Annotated in this window: 21 protein-coding genes; 5 read left to right on the top strand and 16 right to left on the bottom strand. The window is 60.7% G+C overall.

Annotation, left to right across the window (positions count from 1 at the left end; all coding sequences use genetic code 11):
* The 9 genes from ubiE to ACIQ0Q_RS06075 all read right to left on the bottom strand — a co-directional run.
* The coding region (ubiE, locus tag ACIQ0Q_RS06115; protein ID WP_395772059.1) for a bifunctional demethylmenaquinone methyltransferase/2-methoxy-6-polyprenyl-1,4-benzoquinol methylase UbiE at positions 1-721 on the bottom strand (721 nt) is incomplete at its 3' end.
* Positions 722-884: 163 nt separating this feature from the next.
* Entirely contained in the window at positions 885-1,235 is a 351-nt protein-coding gene (locus ACIQ0Q_RS06110) for a gamma-butyrobetaine hydroxylase-like domain-containing protein (protein ID WP_395772058.1), read from the bottom strand.
* Entirely contained in the window at positions 1,232-2,131 is a 900-nt protein-coding gene (gene xerC / locus ACIQ0Q_RS06105; protein WP_395772057.1) for a tyrosine recombinase XerC, read from the bottom strand. The genes ACIQ0Q_RS06110 and xerC overlap by 4 nt, the downstream gene beginning before the upstream one ends.
* Positions 2,131-2,802 (bottom strand): DUF484 family protein, encoded by a 672-nt coding sequence (locus ACIQ0Q_RS06100; RefSeq protein ID WP_395772056.1) that lies wholly within the window; start codon positions 2,800-2,802, stop codon positions 2,131-2,133. The genes xerC and ACIQ0Q_RS06100 overlap by 1 nt, the downstream gene beginning before the upstream one ends.
* Positions 2,795-3,604 carry a diaminopimelate epimerase gene (gene dapF, locus ACIQ0Q_RS06095; RefSeq protein ID WP_395772060.1) on the bottom strand — a complete coding sequence of 270 codons (810 nt, stop codon included), beginning with the start codon at positions 3,602-3,604 and terminating at the stop codon, positions 2,795-2,797. The genes ACIQ0Q_RS06100 and dapF overlap by 8 nt, the downstream gene beginning before the upstream one ends.
* 20 nt (positions 3,605-3,624) lie before the next feature.
* A complete protein-coding gene (locus tag ACIQ0Q_RS06090; RefSeq protein ID WP_395772055.1) occupies positions 3,625-3,738 on the bottom strand; it encodes a lipoprotein in 114 nt (37 codons plus the stop codon).
* A 97-nt stretch (positions 3,739-3,835) separates the two neighbouring features.
* A complete protein-coding gene (locus tag ACIQ0Q_RS06085) occupies positions 3,836-5,953 on the bottom strand; it encodes a S9 family peptidase (RefSeq protein ID WP_395772054.1) in 2,118 nt (705 codons plus the stop codon).
* On the bottom strand, positions 5,950-8,040 hold the full coding sequence (locus ACIQ0Q_RS06080; RefSeq protein ID WP_395772053.1) for a prolyl oligopeptidase family protein: 2,091 nt from the start codon (positions 8,038-8,040) through the stop codon (positions 5,950-5,952). Before ACIQ0Q_RS06080 ends, ACIQ0Q_RS06085 begins: the two co-directional genes overlap by 4 nt.
* Positions 8,041-8,110: 70 nt before the next feature.
* Complete coding sequence (locus tag ACIQ0Q_RS06075) at positions 8,111-8,371, bottom strand: hypothetical protein (protein ID WP_395772052.1); 261 nt, start codon at positions 8,369-8,371, stop codon at positions 8,111-8,113.
* Between the two features lie 122 nt (positions 8,372-8,493).
* On the opposite strand from ACIQ0Q_RS06075, the gene ACIQ0Q_RS06070 reads away from it, so the two are divergent.
* A complete protein-coding gene (locus ACIQ0Q_RS06070) occupies positions 8,494-9,051 on the top strand; it encodes a lipocalin family protein (protein WP_395772051.1) in 558 nt (185 codons plus the stop codon).
* Here ACIQ0Q_RS06070 and ACIQ0Q_RS06065 read toward each other — a convergent pair.
* Both ACIQ0Q_RS06065 and ACIQ0Q_RS06060 read right to left on the bottom strand, forming a co-directional pair.
* A complete protein-coding gene (locus ACIQ0Q_RS06065; protein WP_395772050.1) occupies positions 9,030-9,953 on the bottom strand; it encodes a patatin-like phospholipase family protein in 924 nt (307 codons plus the stop codon). The two genes, ACIQ0Q_RS06070 and ACIQ0Q_RS06065, sit on opposite strands and share 22 nt — an antisense overlap.
* A 7-nt stretch (positions 9,954-9,960) precedes the next feature.
* Positions 9,961-10,926, bottom strand: coding sequence for a helix-turn-helix transcriptional regulator (locus ACIQ0Q_RS06060; protein WP_395772049.1), 966 nt, complete (start codon positions 10,924-10,926; stop codon positions 9,961-9,963).
* A gap of 98 nt (positions 10,927-11,024) precedes the next feature.
* Here ACIQ0Q_RS06060 and ACIQ0Q_RS06055 point away from each other — a divergent pair, with 98 nt between their 5' ends.
* From ACIQ0Q_RS06055 to ACIQ0Q_RS06040, 4 genes are read left to right on the top strand one after another with little or no spacing between them, the layout of a single operon-like run.
* On the top strand, positions 11,025-11,780 hold the full coding sequence (locus tag ACIQ0Q_RS06055; RefSeq protein WP_395772048.1) for a sulfite exporter TauE/SafE family protein: 756 nt from the start codon (positions 11,025-11,027) through the stop codon (positions 11,778-11,780).
* Between the two features lie 37 nt (positions 11,781-11,817).
* Positions 11,818-14,589 carry a molybdopterin-dependent oxidoreductase gene (locus ACIQ0Q_RS06050; protein WP_395772047.1) on the top strand — a complete coding sequence of 924 codons (2,772 nt, stop codon included), beginning with the start codon at positions 11,818-11,820 and terminating at the stop codon, positions 14,587-14,589.
* Entirely contained in the window at positions 14,586-15,323 is a 738-nt protein-coding gene (locus tag ACIQ0Q_RS06045) for a 4Fe-4S dicluster domain-containing protein (protein ID WP_395772046.1), read from the top strand. Before ACIQ0Q_RS06050 ends, ACIQ0Q_RS06045 begins: the two co-directional genes overlap by 4 nt.
* Entirely contained in the window at positions 15,323-16,213 is an 891-nt protein-coding gene (locus ACIQ0Q_RS06040; protein ID WP_395772045.1) for a dimethyl sulfoxide reductase anchor subunit family protein, read from the top strand. Before ACIQ0Q_RS06045 ends, ACIQ0Q_RS06040 begins: the two co-directional genes overlap by 1 nt.
* Positions 16,214-16,238: 25 nt before the next feature.
* On the opposite strand, the gene hemC is transcribed toward ACIQ0Q_RS06040, so the two are convergent.
* The 5 genes from hemC to ACIQ0Q_RS06015 all read right to left on the bottom strand — a co-directional run.
* The gene (hemC, locus tag ACIQ0Q_RS06035) at positions 16,239-17,150 is read right to left on the bottom strand and encodes a hydroxymethylbilane synthase (protein WP_395772044.1); all 912 of its coding nucleotides are present in this window, start codon (positions 17,148-17,150) and stop codon (positions 16,239-16,241) included.
* Positions 17,151-17,184: 34 nt separating this feature from the next.
* Positions 17,185-17,907 carry a LytR/AlgR family response regulator transcription factor gene (locus tag ACIQ0Q_RS06030; protein WP_395772043.1) on the bottom strand — a complete coding sequence of 241 codons (723 nt, stop codon included), beginning with the start codon at positions 17,905-17,907 and terminating at the stop codon, positions 17,185-17,187.
* Positions 17,891-18,925 (bottom strand): sensor histidine kinase, encoded by a 1,035-nt coding sequence (locus ACIQ0Q_RS06025; RefSeq protein WP_395772042.1) that lies wholly within the window; start codon positions 18,923-18,925, stop codon positions 17,891-17,893. Before ACIQ0Q_RS06025 ends, ACIQ0Q_RS06030 begins: the two co-directional genes overlap by 17 nt.
* Positions 18,922-19,587 (bottom strand): alpha/beta hydrolase, encoded by a 666-nt coding sequence (locus tag ACIQ0Q_RS06020; RefSeq protein WP_395772041.1) that lies wholly within the window; start codon positions 19,585-19,587, stop codon positions 18,922-18,924. The genes ACIQ0Q_RS06025 and ACIQ0Q_RS06020 overlap by 4 nt, the downstream gene beginning before the upstream one ends.
* A gap of 68 nt (positions 19,588-19,655) precedes the next feature.
* The coding region (locus ACIQ0Q_RS06015; RefSeq protein ID WP_395772040.1) for a LytTR family DNA-binding domain-containing protein at positions 19,656-20,465 on the bottom strand (810 nt) is incomplete at its 5' end.

Here is a 20,465-nt window from a genome sequence, read left to right as displayed (position 1 = left end):
CGACGATGCCGCCGGAAAGATTGCGCACCGCACAGCGCTCGAACCCGGCATCTTCCATGAGCGCCTTCAGGCCGGCCTGGTTGGGGTGTTTACGGATTGACTCGGCCAGATAACGGTAGCTGTGGGCGTCACCGGCAATCAGCTCGCCGAGTTTCGGCAGTACCTTGAATGAATGGAAATCGTAAATCGGCCGGAACCACTCGGCCTGCACTTCCGAAAACTCCAGCACCATCAGCTTGCCACCCGGTTTGAGGATGCGGTACATGGATTTCAGCGCGGCCGATTTGTCGGTCACATTGCGCAGGCCGAAAGCCATGGTGATGGCGTCGAAGCTGTTATCGGGAAACGGCAGGGCTTCGGCATTGAGCTGCACATAGCGCAGCCCCTTGATCAGGCCAAGGTCGGTCAGTCGGTCGCGGCCGACGCCGAGCATCTCACGGTTGATGTCGCCGATGATGACTTCGCCGGTGTCGCCGACGCGCTCGAGCAGCAGCTTGGCGATGTCGCCGGTGCCACCGGCCAGATCAAGGACGCGGTCGCCACGCTTGATGCCGGAAGTGCCGGTGAAGTAGCGCTTCCACAGTCGGTGCACGCCCAGGGACATCAGGTCATTCATCACATCGTATTTTTGGGCGACCGAGGTAAACACTTCGCCGACCAGCTTTTTCTTTTCTTCGACCGGAACGTCGCGGAAGCCAAAATGGGTGGTTTTATCGTTCATGGCCTATTATCACACGCCCTAGCCGCCTTTTCACGATTAAGCAGCTGGACGGAGTGCGCCGAATTCCCCAGACAAGGGGCTCTTTCCGCCGCCGAAATCAGCGCCGAGGCTGCCGATGACATGTGAAGCTGGAGCGGATCGGTAAAGACATGTCCGAGCAGATCTAGCGGCTCATGCCCTGTTGCGCAAGCATGTCGAGATAGCGTGCCCAGCGCGGCTCCTGCTGTTCACCCAACTCCTTGAGGAAACTCCAGGTATAGATGCCGGTTTCGTGTCCGTCATTGAAACGCAGCACCACCGCGTAATTGCCGATCGGCTCGATGGCGCTGATATTGACGTCGCGCTTGCCGGACACCCATACCCGCTGGTCCGGACTGTGGCCCTGCACTTCCGCCGAGGGCGACTCGACCCGCAGGTACTCGCAGGGCATGCGGTAACGGCTGCCGTCGTCGAAGGCCACTTCCAGCACATGGGAGGCGCGATGCAGAATCAGGTCGGTCGGTTTGGGGTTCATGGACTTTCTTTTTTGCGTTTCGCACGCGGATGCGCGGCATCATAGACCGTAGCCAATCTCTGGAAATCAAGATGGGTATAGATCTGGGTGGTGGCGATGTCGGCATGGCCGAGCAGTTCCTGCACGCTGCGCAGATCGCCGGAGGATTCCAGCATGTGGCTAGCGAAGCTGTGCCGCAGCAGATGCGGATACACACGTTTCCAGAGGCCCTGCTGCTGTGCCAGCTGGCGAAGGCGCAGCTGCACGGCACGGGTGCTGATGGCGGCTCCACCACGGCCGGGGAATACCGGCGCATCGGCCGCTGCGGTACTGGCGGCATGCCAGTCGCGCAAAGCCGTCAGCGCATGGCTGCCGATCGGAACAATACGGGTCTTGCTGCCTTTGCCGAGCACGGTCACCAGACTGTCTTCCAGATCCAGATCCTGCCAACGCAATGCGCATAACTCCGAAACCCGCAAACCCGATGAATACAGCAGTTCGAGTAGGGCGCGGTCTCGCCGACCGAGTCCACCATCGGTCGGCAATGCGACCAGACGAACAGCTTCATCGACATCCAGCACTTGCGGAAGTTTGCGCGCGGCTTTGGGGGCGCGAAGACCGGTACTGGGATCGTCGCGCAGTTCGCCGTGTTTCATCAGGAACTTGAACTGACTGCGCAGGGCTGAGAGCCGGCGCTGCACGCTCTTGGCGGAGAGTCCCCGGCGGTGCTCCTGGGCGATGAACTGCTGGATGTGGGCGAATTGCAGCTGCCCGGGATCATCGATATTCTGCTGTCTGCAGTACTGCTGCCAGGCCAGCAGATCGCGTCGGTAATTGCTCAGGGTATGCGGCGAGGCCTGCCGCTCGACGGCAAGATAGTCGAGAAAACGATCGACGCCGGCGGCGATGCCGCTCATTACCGGGATTGAATCAGCGCGGCCTGGAACAGTTCGCCGATCCAGCGCAGGAACAAGGTGCCCATGCCAGGATAGAATCGGTGCGGATCGGCGCTACCGACCGCAATCAGTCCGACATCCGGGACTGGAATCAGCGCGATGGATTGCGTATGAACATGATCATCGCCGAAAAGTACCGGAAGCTTTTCCGAATTGAGACGCCCGCAGACCGGTTCGCCATTGCACAGACAGTCGGCAAAAGGCTGCAGACGCGGATCTTCGGCAGGAATATGGCTGAACCAGTCGCCCAGCATCTCGGGCACTGGCATGAAACTGATGACACGCACGCTTTCACCCGCGAAGTCTTCTTTGAGACAGGCCACCAGGGTCTGTAAGACATCAGCGGGCTGGCGCGCGCGCAGCAGGGCGAGACTGAGTACATGGATATGCTGGGCCAGGCGCTCGTTATCCTGGGCGTTCATGCCAAGCTCGTTAAGACGGCGAGTCAGATCACGGTTTTTGTCGCGCAGGATTTCCAATTGGTAGGACGACAGCGAGGCGGTCTTGCCGTCTTCCTTCGGCACCACCAGGCTGAGCGCGAGATCGGGGAACTGGGCGAGAAAATTCGGATGCAGACGCAACCATGCCGCCACTTCGTGTGCACTCAGTTTTCCCGACCGGTCGTCACTCATCTCGCCATTCTCCGTCATAGACCCAGACCGCGGGGCCGGTCATGGTGACCGCCGCCGCATCATCGGGCCATTCAATCATAAGCGTTCCGCCCGGCAAATGCACCGCCAGGGTGCGCGCGACTATGTCCTTGCGCATCAGGCAGACCGCGGCGGCACAGGCACCGGAACCACAAGCCAGGGTTTCGCCAACGCCGCGTTCGTAAACACGCAGTCGGATATTGGCACGATCCTGTATTTCCGCGAAACCGACATTGACACCCTCAGGAAATACATGGGTGGCCTGAACCGCTTTTCCCCAGCGCTCGACCGGAACATCCAACACGCTGTCGACCCGAAAGACCGCATGCGGATTGCCCATGGAGACGGCGGAAAACGCATGCTGCTCTCCATCCAGCGGCAGAAAATACTGCGGCGCATCGGATTCGGCCAATAATGGAATCTGTTCCGGGGAAAAACGCGGACATCCCATATCGAGCGCATAATCTTTACCAATCCTGCGGACGCTGATGACGCCGGCCGGGCTGTCGAGATGGAATTCGCGCGCATCGGTAATGCCGCTGCGCACCAGCCAATGCGCGACACAGCGCGCACCGTTGCCGCACTGTCCAGCAAAACTGCCATCCTGATTGAGGATGCGGTAGGACGCGACGGCGCCGGGCGAGATCGGCGCCTCGATGCTCAGCAGCTGATCGAATCCGATGCCGAAGTGGCGGTCACCCATGCGCCGGATGCCCTCGGCCTCCGGCAGCCCGGCACCATCACGGCAATCGATGACCACAAAATCATTGCCGGCACCGTGCATTTTGGCAAAACGCAGGGAATTCACTGCGCAGCTCCGGCCTCGGCAGTCTCCGCTCCGGGTTTGATCAGCGGGCCTTTATTACCGCAGGCGCTCAGCAACAGGCTGCCGCAGAGCAGCAGAATGATGGATTTCAAGGGGTGTCGTTTCATGGGGAAAGTATAGCTGTTCCCGACAGCGCCGGCATGAAAAGGGCCCGCAATGCGGGCCCTCGTCAGAGTCTGGCCTGCATGCTCACTGGACGCCGAGCACTTCCAGCATATAGGCGAACTGTTCGGCGCTTTCCTGATAGCGCCGGAAGCGCCCGGATTTGCCACCATGACCGGCTTCCATGTTGACTCGGAATACCACTGGATTCGGACCGGTTTTGAATTCGCGCAGCTTGGCCACATATTTCGCTGGTTCGAAATACTGCACCTGCGAGTCCCACAGGCCGGTGCCGACGAATACGGTCGGATAGGCCTTGCGTTCGAGATTGTCATAGGGCGAATAACTGAGCATATAGTCGTAGTATTTACGGTCGGCCGGATTGCCCCATTCATCGTATTCATTGGTGGTCAACGGAATGCTTTCGTCGAGCATGGTGGTGACCACATCCACAAACGGCACCTGCGAGATGATCAACGTATAGTCCTGCGGCGCCATGTTGGCGATGGCACCCATCAGCAGTCCGCCGGCCGAACCGCCATAAGCGGCAACGCGGTCCCTGGCGGCATAGCCTTCCTTGACCAGAAAGCGCGTGACATCGATGAAATCGGTAAAGGTGTTCTTCTTGCTCAACAGTTTACCGTTGTCGTACCAGGCGCGGCCCATTTCCTGACCGCCGCGGATGTGCGCGATGGCATAGACCATACCGCGGTCGAGCAGGCTGACGTTGATGATCGAAAAGCGCGGATCGGTACTGGCGCCGTAGCTGCCGTAGGCGTACTGCAGCAGCGCAGCCTTGCCGTCTTTTTTGAAACCCTTCTTGTACACCACCGAAATCGGAATACGGGTGCCGTCACGGGCCGTGGCCCACAGGCGTTCGGTCACGTAATCCTCGGGCGTGTAGCCGCCCAGCACCGGATCGCGCTTGAGCAGCCGGCGCTCGCCGGTGCTCATGTTCACTTCGTAGACGGTGTTCGGCGTGGTCATCGAGGTATAGGCATAGCGCAGCCAGTCGGTGTCCGGTTCGGCGTTGACGTTCAGGCCCATGGTGTAGGCCGGCTCGTCGCTGGCCACGAACGCGCTCTTGCCATCGGCGGCAAGCGTGCGCAGGCGCAGCAGCGCATTGGAACGCTCTTCAATGGCGATGTAGCCCCTGAACAGCTCGAAACCCTCGATGAACACATCCCCGGCGTGCGGCACCAGCTCTTTCCAGGCCTTGCGATCACCATCGACAGACGTGTCGTCGCGCGTCATCAGCCGGTAGTTTGGCGCGTTCCAGTTGGTGCGGATGACCCAGCGACCATCGAGATGGTCGGCGCTGTACTCGAAGTCGCGCATGCGAGGCGCAAACACGGTGAATTTACCGGGCTTGGCGGCGGAGGTGCAACGCATTTCCGAGCTGACCGTGCTCTGCACGCCGATGCAGATGTAGGCATCGGAACGGGTACGGCTGATGCCCATGTAGAAGCTGTCGTCCGACTCTTCATACACCAAAGCATCGTCCTCGGCGGCACTGCCCAGCACATGGGTCTTGACCCGCTTGCTCAACAGCGTGACCGGATCCTTCTCGATGTAAAACAGGGTGCGGTTGTCATCGGCCCAGATGATGTTGGGCTCGACGTTCTCCACCGTATCGGCAAACATGGTGCCGGTGACCAGATCCTTGACGCGTAGCGTGTACTGGCGGCGTCCGACCGCATCCTCGGCCCAGGCCACCAGCCGATTATCCGGACTGATTTCATAATCACCAATGGCAAAATAGCCTTTGCCTTCAGCCATGACGTTCTGATCGAAAAGGATTTCTTCAGGCGCTTCCATGCTGCCCTTGCGGCGGGCGATGATGGCGTAATCCTTGCCAGTCTCGAAGCGGCTGTAATACCAGTAGCCTTTACGCAGGAACGGTACCGAGGAATCATCCTGTTTGATGCGACCGGTGATTTCGGCATACAACTTGTCCGCAGTCGGCTTGGACGAGGCTAGCATGGCATCGGCATAGGCGTTTTCGGCATTCAGTACCGCCAGCATTTCGGGGTTCTTGCGCGAGTCGTCGCGCAGCCAGTAATAATCGTCGTTGCGGACGGCGCCATGCGACGCGGTCACGGCATGCGCTTTCTTCGCGATCACGGGCGGTTTCGGGGATTCAGCGGACACAAGGGCACTCCAGGTCAACGAGGCGAGCAGCAAGGCATTGCGGATGGATTTCATGGCTCGGTCCCCGGGAAAAGTTTCTGTTTCAGGAAGGTGAAGGCCAGTGCCGACATAGTGGCCGACTGGGCGTTGTTGGCGGCGCCGCCGTGGCCGCCCTCGATGTTTTCGTAATAGGTCACGTCATGGCCCTGTTCCTGCATGCGTGCCATCATCTTGCGGGCATGGCCCGGATGCACGCGGTCGTCGCGGGTCGAGGTGGTGAACAGTACCGGCGGATAGCGTACGTCCTTGCGCACGTTCTGGTAGGGCGAATAAGCCTTCAGGAAGCTCCAGTCGTCGGTGTCGGGATTGCCGTATTCCGCCATCCAGGACGCACCAGCCAGCAGCTTGTGGTAGCGCTTCATATCCAGCAGCGGCACCTGGCAGACCACGGCGCCGAACAGCTGCGGATACATCACGGTCATGTTGCCCATCAGCAGACCGCCGTTGCTGCCGCCCTGGATGCCGAGGTGCTTGGACATGGTGATCTTGCGTGCAATCAGGTCTTCGGCCACCGCCGCGAAGTCTTCATAGGCTTTGTTGCGGTCGGCTTTCAGCGCCGCCTGATGCCAACGCGGTCCGTATTCGCCGCCGCCACGGATATTGGCGACTACATATACTCCTCCCTGGCTCAGCCAGGCCCGGCCCACGCCTGCGGAATAATTCGGCGTCAGCGACACTTCGAAACCGCCATAGCCATACAGCAGCGTCGGATTTTTTCCGTTGCGCACTAGGTTCTTTTTCGACACTATGAAATAGGGCACGCGGGTACCGTCTTTGCTGGTGGCGAACTGCTGGCTGATTTCATGCTGGCTGGCGTCGAAGAAACCCGGCAGCTGCTTCAGTTTTTCTGGTGTCCGTCCGACCGTTCCCAGCAGCAGCGAGGTCGGGGTCAGATAGTCGGTGACGGTCATGAAATAGTCGTTGGATTCGTCGGCATCCACGGCGCTGATGCCGACCGCGCCGAAGGCCGGTGCTCCGGCCAGCGGTGCGCGAGTCCAGCCATTGTTTCCGGGGGTCAGTACATAGAGACGGTTCTTGACGTCTTCAAGCACATTGATAATCACATGGTCTTTGGTCACTGCGGTACTGGCCAGCGAGGTGTTCTGCGCCGGCTCGAACAGCACATCGAAATTCCTTGCGCCCGACAGGAACGCCTCGAGACGGATCGCCAGCAGACTGCCGGCCTGGTACTCCCGTCCGCCGACCGTCCACGGTTGGCGCAACTCCACGCTCAGCCATTCACGGAATGCGCCTTTCTGAGCACCATCTGGAAGATCGAGCTTGGTCAGCGTTCCGGACTTGCCGCGCAGGTACAATTCGTTGGTGTAGAAGGTCAGGCCGCGGTAAACGAAGTCACGTTCAAAGCCCGGCGTATCATCGCGGTACGCGCCGACCGAAATGTCGGACTCCTGGCCTTCGTACACGGTTTTTGCCGCGGACATCGGCGTGCCGCGCTTCCACTCCTTGGCGATGCGCGGATAACCCGAGCTGGTCATCGATCCCGGACCGAAGTCGGTACTGACATAGACGGTGTCGATGTCGATCCATCCGATTTGCCCCTTGGCCTCGGGCCGCGAGTACCCTCCGATGACGAAGGCTTTGTCCGAGACGTCGAACTCACGGGTCACATCGGCGTCGGCACCGCCACGCGACAGCGAAATCAGGCAGCGGTCATAGGCCGGACGCAGACAATTGGCACCACCCCAGACCCAATTGACGCCCTCGGCTTTGCCGAGCGCATCGATATCGAGCAGCACCTCCCACTTGGGTGATTCTTTGCGGTACTCGGCCAGAGTGGTGCGGCGCCAGACGCCCTGCGGATTGTTCTTGTCGCGCCAGAAGTTGTAGTAGTAGGCACCCATCTTGCTGACGTAGGGAATGCGGACATTGGAATCGAGAATTTCCAGCAAACTGCCGCGCAGAGCCTCAAAATCTGGATCGCCGGCCAGCTGTTTTTCGGATACGGCATTCTGGGCGCGCACCCAATCCAGCGCTTTGGCGTCCTCAACGCCCTCCAGCCACAGGTACGGATCTTCATTCACATTCTGGGCTCCAGCCGGAGCCGACAGACCGGCCAACAACATCAAGGCAGAAAGGCGCATGCATTTATTTCCTGCAGGAAAACGGGGAATCCGAAAATACCATAAATCCCCCCACCGCCGCCGTGCGGCTTCACGCGGCTTTGCGGGATGCGCCTCCGGGTTGTTTCCTGAGCGTCGGAAAAACAAGCACTTGCGAAATACGGACCGCCGGCACAGGCCGGCGCGCCACCTGTAGGCCGCGCATGAGTGCTACGCCCATCAGGGCAAGCAGCCACAAGGGCCAGAGCCCCACGGCGGGATGCCGCCACGGCAGGTCCGGTACCAGTGCCAGGCAAAGCAAGGCCAGCAGGGGCAACTGCCAGCAGTATCGGTAGAAGATTTGAGCGTTCATAACGGTCTCCGGAGGGGTCTCAGGCCAGTATCGGCAAGCGGCATCTCAAATCCTGAGAGCGGCTGAAATTGACACCGCCTTCAGCAGTGCCGGCGCATCCTAATGTTTTGGGAGCACGGCACATGGGCAAAATTCTCATCGCAATCGTGGTCATCGGCCTGGGTCTGACCGCCTACAGTTATGCCAAATCCGGCAAGCCGGCGCCGCTGACCAGCTCAGCCGAGGTCGATCTCGAGCGCTACATGGGGCGTTGGTGGGTGATTTCACACATTCCGTACTTTGCTGAAAAGGGCAAAGTGGCTACAGCCGATGTGTATGCACGTAATCCCGATGGTAGCATCGACAATGTATTCGCCTACCGTAAAGCCTTCGACCGTCCTGAACAGAAAATGCAGGCGACGGCACATGTCTATCCCGGCACCCGCAATACGCACTGGCAAGTGCGCTTCTGGGGCGGATTGATCCGCGCCCAACTGCTGATTCTGGAAGTCTCCCCGGATTATCGCTGGGCCTTGATCGGCAATCCGGACCGCTCGCTGGCCTGGGTGTTCGCCCGCGATCCGGTGATGGATGACGCCACCCTGACCGGACTGCAGGAAAAACTGCGAGCCTATGGTTACGACCCTGCCGCACTCAAGCGGGTGCCCCAGACTCCCGATCAGATGCCGGTCGCGGACTGATCCAAAGCGCGCGCCGCCGCCTGACGACCGAGTTCAATCATTTCGTCGGCGCGCCAGAACTCATAGATGGCACAGGCATCGTGGGCGATACCGATCAATACATCGGGCGGGTCGCGCTCCAGCTGCATTTCAGTCATGTAGCCGTGCATGGTGCTCAATGAACGCGACATCAGCTCCATCACGCTGCGATTGGCTTTGACGTTGGACGCCGCCGGGCCGCCACGACCGACGCTCTGCAACAGGCGCGCCCAGCCCATTTCAATCGCACCCAGAGTACCGGCTTCGGCTGATGCGGCGGCCAGCGCGCCCGAGGCCGCAGCGACCGGCACGCTGGCCCCGGAGTTCGGCGCATTGATATCGACGGCGACGACACGTAAGCCGACATAGTCACGGGCACCGGAAACCGGCAAGGGTGCCAGCAAGCCGCCATCGACCAGATCCTGTCCTTGATGATGATAGGGCGTCAATAGCATGGGAATGGCGATGGATGCCCGGATGGCATCGAACAGCGGGCCGTGATCGAGCCAAACTTTGCAACGGGAATCGAGATTGGTGGCGACCGCCTTGTAAGCCACCGGTAGCTCCTCGATGCGATGCTCGCCGACCAGCTGGCGCAGCACACCGATGACGCGGTCGCCTTTGATGAAGCCCGGATGGCCGAAGGCGAAATCGACCAGGTGAAACACTTCCCTGCGCGTCAGCGAACAGGCCCATTTGCGGTATTCCGGCAAACGTCCGGCGCAGTAAATACCGCCGACCAGCGCCCCCATCGAACAGCCGACGACGGCCTCGATCCGGTAGCCACGGGCCAGCAGTTCCTCGATGACCCCGATATGCGCCAGACCGCGCGCACCACCGGCACCGAGTACCAGCGCGATGCTTTTGCCGTCATCCTGATGCATGGGAGGGTTAAACGCCGTAATTGGACAGCGCCAACTGCAGACTGGATTTGGCCGACTCGCGCAGGGAAACCGGTGCAGTGATTTCGGCATCAGCACCATAGCGCAACACGTCCATCAACAATTCGCGCGGATTGGAATATGGCACTTTTAATTCATAACGGCCATCATCGAGGAAACGGCCTTCTTGTCTGGAATGCCAGTGCTCTTCGGACACCCAACGCGCTGCTTCGGCAGAAAACACGATCGTGGCGATGTGCCGGGCGGCGCCGGAAAAGATGCCGTAGCCGTCGGTCAGCTGTAGATTGAGTTCATACTCGCTGACATCTTCGGCATCGTCATCAAGCACCTTCACATGCGTCATGCGGTCGACCGAGAAGCTGCGCAGCGCATCGCGCTCGTGATCGAAGGCATCCAGATACCAGTTATCACGGTAATGCGTCAGCCGTTGCGGCGACACCGTACGCAGGGTCAGCTGGTCGGTCGAGCGCGCGGTGTAATCGAAGCGCAGCCGCTTGCGTGACAGTACGGCACCGGCAACCTGGCGAAAAGTCGCCTCATCGCGCTCTCGGGTATAGGAACCAATGACGCGGATGCGCTCGATCGGCCAGCGGCGGCCCTGGCTCTGATTGGACAACAGCAGATCGATACGCTTTTTCAGCGGCGCCAGCGCGCCGCCGAGCACATCGGCCCCACTGCGGTTGAGAAGCTCATGGGTGGCTAGCAATGCATGCAGCTCATCGGAACTGAACCACAAGCCGGGCAGTTCGAATTGATCGACCTGCAGACGATCGTAGAAGAAGCCGGCATCGGTACTCAGCAGCGGCGCGTGCAGCACATCGCGCAGAAACCCGATATCACGGTACAGGGTGGCACGCGAACAGCCCAACTCTTCTTCGAGCGTATCGGCGGCAACTGGATAGCGTGCGGCTTTCAGACGCTTGTGCAGGGCGAATATGCGATCGTAACGGTCCATTGCAGAGCATCATAGCACTCCATTATTTGCCTTGGCGGATGGTAACGGAGTAAATTGTCGGGCACGGGCCTGTCCCGGTGCCCCGTCCGGATTGCAGCATGCCCGATTTCATCGATCAAACCTTCCTGTTGTTCGTGCTGATCGGCTTCGGCGCCCAGATGATCGATGGCGCGCTGGGTATGGCCTATGGTCTGACTGCCTCGTCATTCCTGCTGGCGGCGGGCGTTCCGCCGGTGGCCGCCAGCGCCACCGTGCACATGGCCGAAACCTTCACCACCGGCGCTTCGGCAGTCTCGCATCACAGCTTCGGCAACGTACATAATCCGCTGTTCAAGCGCCTGGTCATTCCCGGCATGGTTGGCGCCGGCCTCGGTGCTTATGTGCTGACGGAACTGGATGGCGACATGCTGAAGCCCTGGATTGCCGGATATCTGGTGCTGATGGGGATCTTCGTCCTGCTGAAATCGTTCCGGAGAATCAATCCAATCCGCGTTGAAAAAAAAGTGGGGCCGCTTGGTTTTTTCGGCGGCTTGATTGATGCCATCGGTGGCGGCGGCTGGGGGCCAATCGTGACCTCGACGCTGCTGGCGCGCGGCAATCATACGCGCTACACCATCGGCACGGTCAATGCCGTCGAGTTTTTCGTGACCCTGACCGCCTCGGCAGTGTTCATTGCCAGCATCGGTCTGGATTATTGGGAAATCGTATTGGCGCTCGCCCTCGGCGGCGTCTGCGCGGCGCCACTGGCCGGCCTGATTGCCAAACGGATTCCGCACCGTCCGATGATGGCCGTGGTCGGTCTGCTGATCATCGTGGTCAGCGGGCGTACGCTCTGGAAAAGCCTCGGTGGCTGAAGCCGCGACGGCAGTGGCCTTTATGCCACAATAAGGCATGACCGATCCCGTACTGGCCCTGAACGACCCGCCCGGCGACCGCATCGCACGCACCACCTGCTACATGTGTGCCTGCCGTTGCGGTATCCAGGTCCATCTCAAGGACGGCAAGGTCCGCTACATCGAGGGCAATCCCGAGCATCCGGTCAACCGCGGCGTAATCTGCGCCAAGGGTTCGGCCGGAATCAAACAGCATTACTCCCCGGCGCGCCTGCAAAAGCCGATGAAACGCATCGGCGAGCGCGGTGAAAACCGTTTCGAAGAAATCGAATGGGACGAAGCCCTGCAGCTGGCCACGGAAAAACTGGCTGCCGCGCGCGCGCTCGATCCGAACCGGCTGGCTTTCTTCACCGGGCGCGATCAGTCGCAGGCACTGACCGGCTGGTGGGCACAGCAATACGGCACTTACAACTACGCTGCGCATGGTGGCTTCTGCTCGGTCAACATGGCGGCCGGCGGCCTGTACACCCTGGGCGGCAGCTTCTGGGAATTCGGCGAGCCGGACTGGGAACATACCGACTACCTGATGCTGTGGGGCGTGGCCGAAGACCACGATTCCAATCCGATCAAACTCGGCCTGGGCCGATTGAAATCGCGCGGTGCGAAAGTGGTCGCCATCAATCCGGTACGCACCGGCTACGGTGCGATTGCCGATGAATGGATCGGCATCCGGCCAGGCACCGACGGCCTGCTGGCCATGGCTTTGATCCATGAATTGCTGCGCAACGGTCGGATTGATCTGGATTATCTGGTGCGCTACTGCAATGCCCATCATCTGGTGGTGGAAGCGCCGGGTACCGCCGAACACGGCCTGTTTGCACGCGATGCCGACGACCGCATCCTGTGCTGGAACCGTGACACCAACGCCGAAACACCGGCCGATGCCACCGGCATCTCACCGGTGGTGACCGGCACCCATCTGCTGGCCGACGGCCGCGTGGCCAAGCCGGTATTCGAGCAGGTACTGGCGCGCTACGGCAGCGAGGATTATTCACCGCAAATGGCCAGCGAAAGCTGCGGCGTACCGGCAGCGACCATCCGGCGCCTGGCCGCCGAACTGGCAAAGGCCGCCTTCGATCACAAGCGCAGTCTGCCGATTGCCTGGACCGACAGCAATGGCCGGCAGCATGCCGACATGCCGATGCGTCCTGTGGCGATGCATGCCATGCGCGGCATCAGCGCGCATGCCAATGGCTTCCAGACCTGCCGCGCCCTGCACTTACTGCAGCTGCTGCTCGGCGCGGTGGATGCGCCGGGTTCATTCCGTTACCAACCGCCGTTCCCGCGGCCGATTCCGCCGGGCAACCGGCCGGGCCGCAGCCGCGATGCGGAGGGCCGTCTGAACGCGATGCCGCTGGGCTTCATCCACGGACCGGAAGATCTTTTGGTGGATGCAAACGGTGCCCCGCTGCGGGTGGATGAAGCCTATTCCTGGAAATATCCGCTGGCCGTGCACGGCATGATGCACACTGTCCTGCGCAACGCGCATGCTGGCACGCACGGGAAAATCGATGTGCTGATGATGTTCATGGCCAACATGAGCTGGAACTCGGCGATGAACACGCACGGCACCCTGCACTGGCTGACCGACAAAGACGAACTCGGCAATTACCGGATTCCCTACATCATCTATGCCGACGCCTATGCCAGCGAGATGTGCGCCTATGCCGATCTGATCCTGCCGGATACCACCTATCTGGAACGCTTCGATGCGGTCAGTCTGCTCGACCGCCCGATTTCCGACGCCGATGGCGCCTCTGATGCGCTCCGGCATCCGGTGCTGCCGCCGGACCGCGACGTGCGCGGCTTCCAGTCGGTGCTGATTGACTTGGGTGTACGACTGGGCCTGCCCGGCTTGGTGCATGCCGATGGTGCGCCACTGTATCGCGATTATGCCGACTACATCGTCCGCCATGAACGCGCACCCGGTGTAGGCCTACTGGCTGGCTGGCGCGGCGATGACGGCAACAGTCATGGTAAAGGCGCGCCGAATCCGGAACAGCTGCAACGCTATATCGACCATGGCGGCTTCTGGCATGCTGCGGTTCCGGAATCTGGGCGCTATTTCAAAATGGCCAACCGCGATTATCTGGAGTGGGCCAAAGCGATGGGCTTCATCGCCAATACCGAACCGGTGGTACTGCAGCTGTATTCGGAAACCCTGCAGAAATTCCGTCTGGCCGCCGAAGGTTTCGGCGCGGTGCAACCGCCGGAAAGTGAGCGGGAACGGGTGCGCCGCTATTTCGATCCGCTGCCGTTCTGGTATGCACCGTTCGAACAGGCACAGACCGATTCCACTGAATTCCCCCTGCATGCACTGACCCAGCGTCCGCCCTTCATGTACCATGCCTGGGGATCGCAGAACGCCTGGCTACGGCAGATCATGGCACGCAATTTTCTTTATATGCATCCTGATACCGCGGCCCATTATGGTTTGGCCGACGGCGACTGGGCGGAACTGCGTTCGCATCTGAGCACCATCACCGTGCCGGTGAAACTGACCAACAACGTACAAGCCGATACGGTGTGGACCTGGAACGCGCTTGGCAAACGCAAACGCACGTGGGGCCTTTCGGCGGATGCACCGGAAAGCAACCAAGGCTTCCTGCTCAACCCGTTGATTTCCGATCTGACGCCGAATGCCGATTACGCCAATGCCGATCCGATTACCGGACAGGCCGCTTGGTTCGATCTGCGGGTGGCGCTGCGCAAAGTGGCACCGCAATCATTTAGTACACCGCAGTTCACGCCGCTGGGAGCGAGGGCATGACCGCATTGCCTGCCAGCAGCGGCAAGAAGCTCGGTCTGCTGATCGATCTCGACATCTGCGTCGGCTGCCATGCCTGCGCGGTCGCCTGCAAGGAATGGAACGACCAGGGCATTTCGGCGCCGCTGCCGGACACGGATGCCTACGGCGCGGCACCGGACGGCGTCTGGTTCAACCGTGTGCACAGTTACGAGCTGGAGGCGCTTGACGCCCAGCCCGCCAGCACCCTGCACTTCCCGCGCTCCTGTCTGCATTGCGAAACGCCGGCCTGCGTCAGCGTATGCCCGACCGGCGCCAGTTACAAGCGCGCCGAAGACGGCATCGTGCTGATCAATCCGGACACCTGCATCGGCTGCAAACTGTGCTCCTGGGCCTGTCCGTACGGTGCCCGCGAATATTCGCCGAGCGAAGGCATCATGAAGAAATGCACGCTGTGCGTCGACCGCATCTACAACGACAGCATTCCCGAGGCACAACGGCAACCGGCCTGCGTGCAGGCCTGTCCGACGCGTGCCCGCGGCTTCGGCGACTTCAATGACCCGGATTCCGAAGTCTCGCTGCGCTCGCGCGAGCGCGGCGGCATGGCCTTGATGCCGGAGCTCGGCTATCAGCCGGTCAACCGCTATCTTCCGGCGCGCGACAAACAGCCGGTCTGCACCGAGGCCGAAAACGAACGCCTCGATTCCACACAACTGCCCGGCGCCCTACGCTGGCTCGATAAAATCCTGAGCCGCTGATGCATCCCGCCCTGTCCGTCATTTTCTTCAGCACGCTGTCCGGCGCCGGTTACGGCCTGTGGTTCTGGTTCGGCGCATCCCTGATCGGCCATGACCGCGATTTCGGCATCCGTGATTATGTCACGCTCGGCATGGGCGCGCTGTTCGTGGTTTCCGGGCTGCTCAGCTCTACCCTACATCTGGGCCGGCGTGAACGTGCCTGGCGTGCGTTTTCGCAGTGGCGCAGTTCCTGGCTGTCGCGCGAAGGCGTGCTGGCCATGCTGTGCTTCCTGCCGGCGGCAGCACTCGTATTTTTTCCGCAGCATGGCATGGCACAGAAAATCCTGGCTGTCGCGCTGATGGTGCTCAGCATGGCGACGGTGGTCTGTACGGTGATGATCTATCGCTGCCTGAACACCGTGCCGGCCTGGCAACACGCCACCGTAGTTCCGATCTATCTGATGAGCAGCATCTATACCGGTGGTCTCTGGCTGGCCAGCATCCATACGATCTGGACCTTTGCCCCGGTTCTCGCGATTTTCGCGATGCTCATCCTCTGGCTGATGACCCGCTACTGGCGCAATAACGACCTTCCGCTGGCGGTATCGCGCAGCAGCGCGCTGGGCCTGCCGCAGGAACGCAGCGTGCGGGTGTTCGAACATCCGCACACCGAGGCCAATTACATCACGCGGGAAATGGTACATGTGCTGGCCCGCAAGCACAGCGCGGTTTTCCGCGAATGCTGCCGAGGCTTCGGCTTCGCACTGCCACTGATTGCCTGTCTGGGGGCATGGACGCTGAATCTGTCCTGGCTCTATAGCGTCGCCGCGATATCCGGCATGCTCGGCGTGTTCATCGGGCGCTGGCTGTTCTTCGCCGAAGCCAAGCATGTGGTGAGTCTGTATTACTGACCCGGCATGATGCCGGCTGGGGCGCTCAAAGCCGCAGCAAATCCGCCGCGCCTTGCGCAAATAGTTTTTCCGCCACCATGCGGCCGATTGCTTCCGGCTGCGCAGCATCGCCCTCGGCCTCGGCGCTGATGGATCGTAATTGGCCGGCATCGCCGACCCAACCGCTCAGTCGCATGCGTTCGCCCTGCAATTCGGCATAGCCGGCCACCGGCACATGGCAGGAGCCGTGCAAGGCCAGATTCATCGCGCGTTCGGCGCGTACCCGCAGTTCGGTCGGACCATGGTTCAATGCGGAGAACAGGACTGTGGTTTCCGGATCGTTGCTACGGCACTCCACGGCAATCGCGCCCTGTGCCACTGCCGGCCACCATTGCGGTGCCGTCAGCTGTGCGCGGATGCGGGAATGCAGGCCGAGCCGTTCGAGCCCGGCACAGGCCAGGATGATGGCATCGTATTCGCCGGCCGCACATTTGGCCAAGCGGGTGTTGATGTTGCCGCGCAGATCGCGTACTTGCAGATCCGGACGCAGCTGCTTGAGCTGCAGCTGCCGGCGCTGCGAAGAAGTGCCGACCACCGCTGCAACCGGCAGATCCTCGAGACTTGCGTACTGTTCCGAAATGAAGGCATCGAAGGGATTGTCGCGGGCAAGCACGGCCGCCAACGAAAACTCCGGCTCGAGCTGCATCGGCACATCCTTCAGCGAATGCACGGCGGCATCGGCACGGCCTTCCAACATGGCCACCTCCAGTTCTTTCAGGAACAGGCCTTTGCCGCCGATTTTCGACAAAGAGACATCGAGAATCTGGTCGCCGCGAGTGGTCATCGGCACCAACTCGACCTGCAGCCCGGGATGGGCGGCGCGCAGCAGGGCGGCGACATGGCTGGTCTGCCAGAGCGCGAGTGTGCTTTCACGGGTGGCTAATCGGAGCGTTTTCATCGCGCCATTATCGCATTGCCGGCGGATGCACGCATCAATTTCCCTTGAACCAGTCCTTCAGTTCCCCGGCACAGCGGCGACTGACTTCGAGTGGCGTCGGGCTGTCCTTGAGCAAGGCCCAAATATGGCCATCCCCGTCACGGCGCAGTTCAGCCAATTGTGCGCGGTTGACCAGACAGTTACGGTGAATGCGCAGCAAGTGCATCGGATACTGTTGTTCCAGGTCTTTCAGTGACTGGTCGAGCACATGCTCGCCGCCACGGTGGTACACGATGGTGTACTTGTCATCGGCATGCAAGTAGTGGATGTCGGCCAACGCGATGCGACGGATGATACCGCCGAAGGAGGCGGCTACGAAGTCCCGGTCGTGATCAGCAGTCGGCGTACGCTTAAGTCGGATGATGCGCTCGATGCTTTCGCGCAGGCGCTCGCGGCGTACCGGTTTAAGCAGATAATCCACGGCATCGGCGTCGAAAGCTGCGATGGCATGTTGGTCGAAGGCCGTGCAGAACACCACCAGCGGCGGATTCGGCAACTGCTGCAGGCGCTTGGCCAGATCCAGTCCGGACTCTCCCGGCATGGCGATGTCGAGTAGCATCAAATCCGGCACCCGGGATTGGGCGATGCTGAAAGCCTGTTCTGCAGTGGCCGCCGTTGCCAACACATGACAGTCCGGCATGTCGGCTAGAAAACCGGCCAAGCGTTCGGCCGCCAGTGCTTCGTCATCGACCACCACGATATCAAGCGGCCGGGTCATTCGGAATTCCAAGCTGGATGCTGAAACGGCCGTTATCGGTACTTTCGGTCAAACTGGCATGCGCTCCGTAATACAGGGCCAGACGCCGGCGGATGGAGTCGAGCGCATGGCCGTGGCCAAGCGTCGGATTGCCGGGTGGCAGCGGGTTGCTCATAGTCAATTGCAGCTGGCCATCGACATGTTTAAGCACCACCTCGATTTCGCCGCCTTCCGCCATGGCGGCGATACCGTGGATGACCGCATTCTCGAACAGTGGCTGCAAAGTCAGGCGTGGCATGCGAATTTGCATCGGAAGATCGGCAGCCAATTGCCAGTCAAGGCGCAGGCGTGTGCCGAGCCGCAGTTGCTCGATGGCGAGATATTGCCGGGCAATCTGTAATTCTTCGGCCAGTGTCGCTTCGGCATTCTCATCACCGAGCGCTGCGCGAAACAGGTCGGACAGGTCTTCGATAGCCGATTCCGCGGTGTGCGGATCGCGCCTCACCAATGCGGCGATAGTGTTCATTGAATTGAACAGGAAATGCGGATTGATGCGTGCCTGCAGGGCCTGCAATGAGGCCTTGGCATTGGCACGGATCTGCTCGCGCCACTGGTCACGGATATAGAAATAACGCAGCATGACCGCGCTCAGGATGGCCATCATCAAGGCGATGCTGAGCACGAACCGCAGTACACCAATCGGCTGCAGCAGGCGCGCACCCAGGGTGTCATCAAGGATGAACATCAACCAGGCCGCGGCAGCGGAAAAAACCGCAGGCAGCAGACTGGCCAGAATGAATGCCGGAACCGGTCGGACATGCTGCAAGAGTCCGCGCGATTGGCACAACACCACCGCCGCGGTCAACGCCAGCCACTGACCGAAAGCCGAGGTGATGGCGAAGGCGCCGAGGCCGCCGAATTCGGCACGCGTCGGGGAAATGAACACAAGCACCACCACCAACTGCATGATGCCGCAGACTGCGGCAATCCGCGGCAAACGGCAGAAATCGGGCAGCTGGGAATGGGCTTGTGCGTTCATCGCAGGCTGAAGCGGGCACTCAACCAATCACCGAGATCGCGGATCTCCTCGGTACAGACGCTATGCGGCATCGGATAGGTCTTGAATTCAACCCCAAGCCCGAGCGCCTGCAATTGCTGGCAGCTGCGCTCGCCCAGCGCCAAAGGCACCACCGGATCCTGCCGGCCGTGCGCCATGAACACCGGAATGGTTTTGCCGGCTTCGGTCAGCTCGGCGGCATTGGCCGGCCCAAGCGGCAGATAGGTGGATAACGCGGCTACGCCGGCGATCGGCAGACGCAGCCGCAGTGCATGTGCCAGCACCACCGCACCGCCCTGCGAGAAGCCGGCCAGGATGATGCGCGATAAAGGAATGCCGCGGTCGCGCTCGCGGCCGATCAGCGCATCCAGTTCGGCCATGGATTCGCGGATGCCGGCCTCATCGGCGCGCTTGTCGATTTCGACCCCGACGATGTCGTACCAGGCCCGCATGGCCATGCCGCCGTTGATGGTGACCGGCCGTACCGGCGCATGCGGGAACACGAAGCGGATGCCCGGCCAGCCGTCGCGCACCAGCTCGGGCACGATCGGCGCGAAGTCGTTGCCGTCGGCGCCCAAGCCGTGCAGCCAGATGATGCTCCAGGCGGGGTATTTCGAGGTGACGTGTTCAACGGTCTGCAGCATCTTTTTCCCCGAGTGTTCACACCATCATAGCGCAGAGCCATCAGGTGAGGGCAATACCAGCCTTCGAATCAGTTGGTCACGAAATCACGACCTAAACGGTCATGCACTTCACGCACCCGACGGCGGCTGACGGGGATTTTGCTTCCGTCTCTAAGCTCGCAACACCAGCCTTTGCTTGTGCGGTGCACCCGCTTGACCTGATCGATGGCAACCCAATGCGATCGGTGAACACGGATTCCAAGCTCGCCCAGCTGTTCGGTCGCCGCCGATAGATTACCCAGCAGCATGACGCGGCCATTTTCGGTAAATACCTTCAGATAATGCAAATCGGCTTCAATTCTTAACAGACTACGTCCAATCGCAATCGGCAATTGATTAAGCCAATCGGTACTTGCGTCCGGAGGATTTACTGCACGTGTATCTGAATCAAGAACCGGCTGAGCCTGTGCAGGTACCAAATTCGGCGCAGCCATCTGCACCAGAGGCACGGCATTGATGAGCATCCAAGCACACAAATAACTGGGCAGCAACTGCAGCCATTCGGCAACCAATGCTTGCCAACCACCGGCCAGCTCCCAAACGTCCAACCAGTCATCGGACATCATTGTGTTCGAGGTGGACGGAAACATCGCCCCCAAGCCCAGGGCCACTGGTGCAAAAGCCAAGCTTCCGAATAAGCCGGCCAACAGCAATTGCAACCAAGCTGGCCATGTGTGCAAGGCGGAACAACGGGTCAGCACGCGGGCTGCAACCACGGCCAACAGTAGTCCGCAGCCGATGTGTGCAAGCCAAAAGCCCAAGGCCCAACCAAAAACAAGTCCACGCGATGACTGAGGCTCGAGGATGGCAAACAATAACGCCAGGCACAAGGTCAAATA

This window comes from Arenimonas sp. (genome assembly GCF_044348765.1).
Lineage (GTDB): Bacteria > Pseudomonadota > Gammaproteobacteria > Xanthomonadales > Xanthomonadaceae > Arenimonas.
Note: the sequence above shows the minus strand (reverse complement) of the source record. Positions and strands in the feature narration are given on the sequence as shown.

Coding starts and splice junctions, on each gene's coding strand:
- ACIQ0Q_RS06030 (WP_395772043.1), bottom strand. CDS start 17,907: ATGACCCGGCCGCTTGATATCGTGGTGGTCGATGACGAAGCACTGGCG.
- ACIQ0Q_RS06025 (WP_395772042.1), bottom strand. CDS start 18,925: ATGAACGCACAAGCCCATTCCCAGCTGCCCGATTTCTGCCGTTTGCCG.
- ACIQ0Q_RS06055 (WP_395772048.1), top strand. CDS start 11,025: ATGCCCGATTTCATCGATCAAACCTTCCTGTTGTTCGTGCTGATCGGC.
- ACIQ0Q_RS06070 (WP_395772051.1), top strand. CDS start 8,494: ATGGGCAAAATTCTCATCGCAATCGTGGTCATCGGCCTGGGTCTGACC.
- ACIQ0Q_RS06075 (WP_395772052.1), bottom strand. CDS start 8,371: ATGAACGCTCAAATCTTCTACCGATACTGCTGGCAGTTGCCCCTGCTG.
- ACIQ0Q_RS06065 (WP_395772050.1), bottom strand. CDS start 9,953: ATGCATCAGGATGACGGCAAAAGCATCGCGCTGGTACTCGGTGCCGGT.
- ACIQ0Q_RS06060 (WP_395772049.1), bottom strand. CDS start 10,926: ATGGACCGTTACGATCGCATATTCGCCCTGCACAAGCGTCTGAAAGCC.
- ACIQ0Q_RS06100 (WP_395772056.1), bottom strand. CDS start 2,802: ATGAGTGACGACCGGTCGGGAAAACTGAGTGCACACGAAGTGGCGGCA.
- dapF (WP_395772060.1), bottom strand. CDS start 3,604: ATGCACGGTGCCGGCAATGATTTTGTGGTCATCGATTGCCGTGATGGT.
- ACIQ0Q_RS06045 (WP_395772046.1), top strand. CDS start 14,586: ATGACCGCATTGCCTGCCAGCAGCGGCAAGAAGCTCGGTCTGCTGATC.
- ACIQ0Q_RS06020 (WP_395772041.1), bottom strand. CDS start 19,587: ATGCTGCAGACCGTTGAACACGTCACCTCGAAATACCCCGCCTGGAGC.
- ACIQ0Q_RS06050 (WP_395772047.1), top strand. CDS start 11,818: ATGACCGATCCCGTACTGGCCCTGAACGACCCGCCCGGCGACCGCATC.
- ACIQ0Q_RS06085 (WP_395772054.1), bottom strand. CDS start 5,953: ATGAAATCCATCCGCAATGCCTTGCTGCTCGCCTCGTTGACCTGGAGT.
- ACIQ0Q_RS06110 (WP_395772058.1), bottom strand. CDS start 1,235: ATGAACCCCAAACCGACCGACCTGATTCTGCATCGCGCCTCCCATGTG.
- xerC (WP_395772057.1), bottom strand. CDS start 2,131: ATGAGCGGCATCGCCGCCGGCGTCGATCGTTTTCTCGACTATCTTGCC.
- ACIQ0Q_RS06040 (WP_395772045.1), top strand. CDS start 15,323: ATGCATCCCGCCCTGTCCGTCATTTTCTTCAGCACGCTGTCCGGCGCC.
- ACIQ0Q_RS06080 (WP_395772053.1), bottom strand. CDS start 8,040: ATGCGCCTTTCTGCCTTGATGTTGTTGGCCGGTCTGTCGGCTCCGGCT.
- hemC (WP_395772044.1), bottom strand. CDS start 17,150: ATGAAAACGCTCCGATTAGCCACCCGTGAAAGCACACTCGCGCTCTGG.